The sequence below is a fragment of the Amycolatopsis anabasis genome (assembly GCF_009765355.1).
GTDB lineage: Bacteria > Actinomycetota > Actinomycetes > Mycobacteriales > Pseudonocardiaceae > Amycolatopsis > Amycolatopsis anabasis.
The window spans coordinates 44,973-51,767 of sequence record NZ_VTHK01000059.1 but is presented as its reverse complement, the minus strand read 5'-3'; the positions used below and the strand labels follow the sequence as shown (position 1 = coordinate 51,767).

Here is a 6,795-nt window from a genome sequence, read left to right as displayed (position 1 = left end):
AGTTGCTGGTATCCGGTCGATCCTTTGCGTGACGACGTCGTCCCATATCCGGCGGAAGCGCTCCGCTTGATCAACAAAGGCGAAATCCTCGTCACGCACGGGCGGACTTAAATTTAAAGGCTGGCCAGCAGCATTCTTCACTGCAGGGGGTCATTCGCGTAGGTACTGCGGATCGCTTCGGCAAGAGCTTCCCGCGAGACGTCCGGGCCAGGGATGGAGTGAACCACAGCCGACTCCCTCACAGCCGCGACCAAGGACGGAAACGCCATCATCCCAGACCGCACACGACCGAGCGACAGGGACTCAGTTTGACGCAAGTAGGCACGGTACGTCCGCTCGTAGGTGTGAACCGCGCAAGTCGAACGTCGGAGTCGGCCGAACTAATCCGGACCGAGGCAACAAACGAGCCACATGCGCAGACAAACTGGTTCGCCACCCGAGAGGCTGAACTCTGGCCACCGTCACTCGACCAGGACGGCCCGTTCTACGATCCCGAGCCGTACGACACTCAGTAGCGCGGCCTGATCCACCGGTAGTTCCAGGTGGAATCGAACAATGACCCGGACGCCGAGCCGCTGCTGGATCGTCGGGCGCTGGAACGCGCTCGCCGGGTCGGGCTCGTCGACATCGCTCACCGCCTCGGCGTGCCGTGTCAGCGCACCAGCGGTCACCATCCCAGTGATCCACACGGCGATCGCCGCCCGGACGCCTGGCGAGGCTCAGCCGCGGCCTTGCCGCTGGTCGAGGAGTACCAGGTGGAAGAGAGCGACGACAGCGACCGCTCGCTGGTCACCATTCGTATTGCGCGCCACCGGATCTGGTCGCCTCTGACCGGGGCGGCGCAGTTGGCGTGCAATCCACACCGCGCCACGACGGTGGGGGCCATCGGGAAGGGAGTGCGACGATGCCGGTGCCGGGCATCGCGCCAATCGGAGGTGTCCGGTCCACGACTAGCGGGGCACCGCTATCGGTCGACAGTCGACTGGGCAATACCTCGTTTGGTGAAACTAGTGGTATCCGGTGTTGACTCTGTGTAGTACGTGGCGGTTGCTGTGCGGCCGTTCCAGTGTCTTTGACCAGGTGTGGTTGATCCTCCCTCGACTGTTGGGGATTCTGGCCTGTTGCTCATCGGAGAGGGGATTGTTGTGACCGACGCGGATCGCATGCGTCCGGATGACCCGGCTGTACGCCGCGAGGTGATCAAGCTCGTGCAGTATCTGCGGGACATGGCTGTGTCGAGCCGGTCGGACGTGCTGCGCCTTGAGGGTTTTGAACGCTGCTGGTGGTTAGCAGAGTTGCCGACCGGGGTGGAGTTCGCCAACTCTCCTCGTCGCGATGGCTCGCTGATGCGTGTTGCCCACGTACGCCTTCCGGAGCCGCCCAGCCTGTCCTCTGTGCTTCGGGATCACGTGAACATGCGGGAATGGGTGGACCCCGAGGTGGCTAAACCGCGGGTTTCTGATGAGTTGTCGACCGCTCTCCACCGCGGCGAGAACGGCGAGAGCGACAACGCTCTGCGCGGTGTCTACGAGCGCGCCGTGGTCAGCCGCGACAGGTGGTTGGATGAGGTCGAGGCGATGCGGCCGCGTCGTGAGTTCTATGAAGACTTTCGCCGTGTCGCTCGACAATTGTCAGCTCGTGATGACGAGTACGAATTGGTGCTGTGCTCGGGGTTGGTAGTGGGGCAGGACGCCCAGGCGAACGCGATTAGTCGTCACCTGCTGGCGAAGCGACTGTTTGTGCAGGTGGACGACAAGTCCTCGGTGGTTTTGGTGGGACCGGACGATGATGCGCCACTCCAGCTCGAAGACCGACGGTTTCTGGTTGCTGCTCTCGGCGATCGGCTGGGCATGGCCGACTCGGTGCGGGAAGAGGTCGAGAATTCAACACTGCTTCCACATAGCGAGGGGGCGGACAAGTGGCTGGCGGAATGGGTGGGGCGCATGCTTCCCGAGTCACCGCCGTACGTCCCGCTGCGCACTCCACCGGACTCGTTGGACGGCACCGTTCTGACGGTGACCACTTCTCCTGCGTTGATTCTGCGGCGTCGGGACCGGGCAAGCATCGTCGGTTTCTACGACCAGATCTTGGAGGAGTTGCGCTCGGGAAAAGTGACGGTCCCGCTGGGGCTCGTGCAGTTGCTGCGCACGCTGACGCCTGAACAGCAACGTGAGTGGTTGGCGGCGACCGGCTCTCCCACCGGTGATCTGTTTGAAGCCGATCCGCTGTTCCCCAAGGAATACAACGCGGAGCAGCGCCGTGTGCTTGATCGGGTGCGGGAGGACAATGGAGCAGTCGTGCAAGGGCCGCCAGGCACAGGCAAGACACACACCATCGCGAATCTGTCGGTCGCGCTGTTAGCAGCCGGCCTTCGGGTGTTGGTACTGAGCCAGCGTGAGCAGCCGCTGCGGGTGTTGCGGGACAAGCTGCCGAAGGACATGCAGAGCCTGTGTGTGTCGTTGGTCGGAGCGCGGCGAGGACGTTCCAGCCAGTTGGAATCGAGTGTGCAGGCGATGTCGGCGTATGTCGCCGGCACGGATCTTCGGACGGTCCAGCAAACTGTCGATCGGCATACTGCAGGGCGGGAGGCCGCGCAACGCAAGGTCGCCAGCCTCGAGAAGGAACTCACAGCTCTGCGCGATGCCGAACATATCGAGCACGCCGAGGTCGTCCGCGGGTACCAGGGTCGCCTTGCGCAAATCGCCGAGCAGGTGGTGGCCCAACGAGAGCGCTTCTCTTGGCTGCCACCTCTGCCCGATGGCGCCCCATCGGAGTGTCCACTGTCGGCTGCTGAGCTGGCTGAGTTGCGCCGCATGCTCCTGGACCATCCTCACGGCCCCACGCGAGCCGACGAGAGCGTCCCCGGTGTGGACGACGTGCTGACGCCGGATGCCGTAGGGCAATGGCTACGCGCGATCACGCCTCCGCAGGTGGACGACGAGACACTGCGGCTAGCCGATACCCTCACCGGCCTTCCCACGGACCTCGTGGCTGACTGCCAGCAGCATGTGCAGCGACTGCTCGACCTCGCCACCCACTTGAATGCGCTGGGCGAGCGCGGCCACCCCTGGCTCATCCGTGCAGTGGACGATCTGCTTGCGAACCACAACATCGGACTGTGGCGTGATGTCGTTGGCTATCACGGTCAGGCGACTCAGCTGTACCAACGGGCTCGGGATCCGATCTTCCGCGATGTCGCAGTTGCCGAGCCTGACCCGGGCGCGTGGTCGACTCTGCGGGATCAGGCAGCGGTGCTGCGGGATGGCCTTCAGGCAAAGCAACGTCTGCGCAGGAGGGTCATCGGAACCGACACGGAACTGGCGCGGTCCACGGCGCTGGTTCGGGCTAACTGCAAATTCCGCCAGACGGAGCCGGACACGCCCCAAGCTGCCCATACGGTGCACGAGTACCTTGACATCCTCGCGGGAATCGCGCTCCTGGACCATGTGTGGCGCTACGTAGCATCACCACCCGGCACGGCGACAACTCCGATGGAGCGGCTGGCCTGGCTCCACACCACGGAACCGCACCTGCCTTACGTTCACGAGCTCGACTGGCTCACCCACACGGTGCGTGTCGGCTTGGCGAGCCAGTCGGCGCTCGCCGTGCTCGCCTCCCACCGGGATTGGGTACGACTCGCCAATGCGATGAACGTGGCACGTCACCGACACCAAGCTCACGATGACCAGGGTCGTTACGCCGAGTTGGTGGACTGGTGGGGCGGGCAAGCTCAACGACACGACGCGGTTCCCGAAACCGCGGTGGTGTGGCGTGCGCTCGACGCGCGCAATCTCGACGATTATCGCGATGCGATCGAGAGCCTTGGCCAGGTTCGGCCGATCATCGACCGCCATCGACGTCACCGCGCGCTAGTCGATCAGATGCGGCAGGCTCACCCCGCGCTGGTGTCCGCGCTGACTTCGACGCCGTCCGACGTCGCATGGGATACCCGGATCGCCGAGGTGCACTCGGCGTGGGCGTGGGCACTTGCTGAACGGTTCGTACGCACGTCGCACCTGCCTGGCCTGGATGCCGAACGAGAGGCAGACTTGATGGCTGCCAAGTCCGCGCTGCGGAAGGCCACAGCGGATTTGGCGACGGCGCGGGCGTGGGAACACTGTCTCCGCGACATGAATAATGGCGAACTGCGGGCGCTCCGCAACTTCGGGCACTTTGCCCGGAAGGAAGGACCGGGGCGGGGCAGCTACACGGCCGACTACAGACGTGCCGCCACGGCGGCGATGCGGGCGGCCAAAGGAGCTGTGCCGGCCTGGGTGATGCCGATCAACCGTGTCCCGGAGGTGTTTCAAGCCAAACCGAACTCTTTCGACGTCGTCATTGTGGACGAGTCGAGCCAAGCAGGGCTGACATCGTTGTTCCTGCTGTGGCTCGCACCCCGCGTGATTGTCGTCGGCGACGACAAGCAGTGCACTCCGCTAAGCAGCCAGCGAAACCTTGGCGAAGCGCAAGACCGCTTGCGCGCCGACTTTCCCGACGTACGCGATGACATCCGCATGCAGATGCTCCCCAACGGCAATCTGTACAGCATCCTCGGCAGCGCGTTCCCGACGGTGATCCGGCTCCGCGAACACTTCCGGTGCATGCCGGAAATCATCGATTGGCCCTCGTCCCAGTTCTACGACAAGGAACTGGTTCCCCTTAGACAGTATGGTGCCGACCGCCTTGAGCCGGTAATGATCAACTACGTCCGCGGCGGTCACACCGACGGCACCAGCGATCAGATGACCAACCAGGTCGAAGCAGAGCACATAATCACCAAACTCTCCGAATGCCTCGCCGACCCTGTCTACTCAGAAAGATCATTCGGCATTATTGCTTTGCAGAGCCCCAAACAATGTAAGCTCATTGAGCATCTGTTGTTTGAGCGTATCCCCGCCGAAGACATCGATCGTCACAACATCGCCGTGGGTTCCGCGGCCGACTTCCAGGGCGATGAACGCCACGTCATGTTCGTGTCCACCGTGGTTGCTGGTCGCGCGCGTCAGCAGCGAACCAGCATCAGCTACCAGCAGCGTCTCAATGTGGCCGTCAGTCGAGCGCAAGACCAACTCTGGATCATCACGTCGTTGGGTCCGGATGACCTCGACAGCGACGACCTGCGATACCTGATGATGAATCACTACCGACACGTCGGGAGAAGGAAGGACGTCACCTTAGACGTCGAACAGGTGCCGACACATGTGCTGCGGGATCCTTTCAGTTCCCTATTGCAGCAGCGGGTGTATCGCGCTATCCGTAAACGCGGCTACGAGGCTCACCCGCAAGTGCTCGTCGGCGAGCGCCGCCTGGACATCGTAGTACGCGGGCACGATTCCTCAGTGGCCGTTGTCTGCAACGAATACACGGGGGCTGACCCAGAACAACGCCAAGCCGACGCCACAGCCCTGCGTGAACTGCACCGGGCGGGCTGGCCGTTCTGTCGCGTCTCACACAGCCAGTTCATTCTCGACCCGGAGTCGGCGATGCGCCCGGTCTGGCAAACGTTGGAACAGCACCAAGTGCACCCAAGGACAGGTCACGGGGAGGTGTGACCGTGGAGCCACTGGATGAACAAACGCTTACCGCCCTTGCTGGCCTCATCTGCGGCGACGACACGCTCTACTACCGCAGAGCAGTGGACCTGGTCTCCTTCTTTCGGCGCGCCGGCTGGACCGACATCGCAGACTATAACGGCGACACCCGTCGATCTTGGACAATCGAACAACTCCAACGAAAGCGCAATGACACCAGTGCGATCGAACAAGTCCTGTGCCGCCTGGTGGACCGCCGCGAGTATCCGCATCAACCAGACGTGGTCACCGACATCGAGGTGGACTTGAATCGTTTACTGGAAGCCGAGGGAATCCACGTCGAGATTGACGACGATCTCCGCCCCCACGTCAGAGCCGGTCGGGCAGCTCCCAAACCAAGTGCCTGGGAAGAGCTGAGCAGATCCCAACTTCTGTACCGTATCGAAGATATTGTCACAGACACAGATTTGGTGCCACTGCTCAATCAACGGGTCCGGGAGATCTATGCCTGCCGCGACACCAGTTGCTACCTAGCCGCCATCATCCTCTCCGGCAGCCTGTTGGAGGGTATCCTGCTCGATGCCGCCGAAACCCGTCCGATACCCGACGAGTTGTGGAACGACGCCGAAGTCAAGAAAAGGAACATCAAGAAACCGAGGAACAGTGGTGACTGGAAGCTCTACGCGCTGACCTATGTGGCCCATCGTCTCGGCTGGATCGACAGCGACGTCCACGAGGTGATCGACGCGCTCAGGAAGTTCCGCAACCTGGTCCACGCCAACGAACAACGACGCATCATCGGCGACGTGCCCGACGAAGATACCCTCAACATCTACTGGCCCATAGTGGTCGGAACCATCAACGACCTCGGCCGTACACGACCAAGCCCGGCAAGCCAACCCCACCCCATAGCCAGAGCCAAACGCATGCACGAGCAAGGCCCCTGGGGAGTGTCGACATGACAGCCCCGCGGTGGGATCAGCGCTCTGACGGCGCCCGGCACACCTCGATTACAACCGACCGTAACGCAATTGCCACTGATGGTCACGAACTATCCGGCTCCATCACTTCACCCCAGTTGGTCGGGTGTTTCAGAGTCCACGCCTTCGACAGGGTGTGGGCCACCGCCGGACCGCTCAGCACCTCAACGGGTGCGCTTGTTGTGCGTGTAACCGGGGCAGTCCTTCGTCGTTCCTGGTGAGCAGTGCTTTTTCGGGCGGAAGTCTTTCGTCTCGGGCACTCGTCGGTCACAGGCAGGGCACTG

The 6,795-nt window shown here is 62.7% G+C and carries 3 protein-coding genes; 2 read left to right on the top strand and 1 reads right to left on the bottom strand.

Annotated elements, in window-relative coordinates:
• Positions 1-461: 461 nt before the first annotated feature.
• Positions 462-674, bottom strand: coding sequence for a hypothetical protein (locus FXO23_RS42345; protein ID WP_158893121.1), 213 nt, complete (start codon positions 672-674; stop codon positions 462-464).
• 471 nt (positions 675-1,145) lie between these two features.
• Between FXO23_RS42345 and FXO23_RS42340 the strand changes: the two genes are divergently transcribed.
• Positions 1,146-5,552, top strand: coding sequence for an AAA domain-containing protein (locus FXO23_RS42340; RefSeq protein WP_158893119.1), 4,407 nt, complete (start codon positions 1,146-1,148; stop codon positions 5,550-5,552).
• 2 nt (positions 5,553-5,554) lie between these two features.
• On the top strand, positions 5,555-6,493 hold the full coding sequence (locus tag FXO23_RS42335; RefSeq protein ID WP_158893117.1) for a hypothetical protein: 939 nt from the start codon (positions 5,555-5,557) through the stop codon (positions 6,491-6,493).
• Positions 6,494-6,795: the final 302 nt, after the last annotated feature.

What these genes read in the sequence shown, in the direction of transcription:
- FXO23_RS42345 (WP_158893121.1), bottom strand. Translation starts at nt 674, where the DNA reads ATGGTGACCGCTGGTGCGCTGACACGGCACGCCGAGGCGGTGAGCGAT.